Genomic DNA, 699 nt, shown 5'->3' with positions numbered 1-699 from the left:
AAAACTATCTTCTAAATCAAATTGTAATTTATAACAATTTGCCATAGTAGGTCATGGATTTAAAGTGGTTGATGTTGATAAGAACAACGGATTAGGTTCATTTATCATTTCTCAGAAAGGTACCATACCTAATTTATTTTTAAATTCTTGTATTAATACAGGTCTAACATCATCTTTAATTTGTGTTTTACTTTGTCCAACAACTACTTCATTATTTTTAGGTCAACCTTTAATAACTATTTTATCTTTGGTACAAATTAAATTTAAAATAAAACCACTGTCTGATTGATGATAATTTAATCAAATATCAGCACCTTGTTCAATTTCATTTATTTTACTTACACGAGATGTAAAGTTAAATGGGTTAATTCATAAATCAATATTGCCATCACTAGTTTCTAATAAACCAAAGATAGTTTTACCCATTAAGCTTGCTGTTAATTCATTTTTATCTAATTTTTCTTTTATTTTATAAGTTTCATATCATCAATTTAATTTTTCTAAAATGTCTTTACGATGAGACTTAAATAAAATATCTTTACCATTAACTAATCTCATTTGATGACGAGCAATAATATTGGCTAAATTAATAGTTCAATCATAATTATAAAATTTTAAAACACTATTAATATCATTTAAGTTTGGTAAACTAGGGAAAGTATTATTCATTGTTATTTTTCTCCTTTAATTTTAAAATAA

At 23.6% G+C, this 699-nt stretch carries 1 protein-coding gene; it reads right to left on the bottom strand.

Annotation, left to right across the window (positions count from 1 at the left end; translation table 4 throughout):
* Window positions 1-669 (bottom strand): hypothetical protein (locus tag EHU54_RS06085; protein WP_400249508.1); only part of this gene is annotated, 669 nt, incomplete at its 3' end.
* Between the last annotated feature and the right edge of the window lie 30 nt (window positions 670-699).

The sequence above is a fragment of the Spiroplasma sp. ald genome, from assembly GCF_044714355.1.
Lineage (GTDB): Bacteria > Bacillota_I > Bacilli_A > Mycoplasmatales > Mycoplasmataceae > Spiroplasma > Spiroplasma phoeniceum.
Note: the sequence above shows the minus strand (reverse complement) of the source record. Positions and strands in the feature narration are given on the sequence as shown.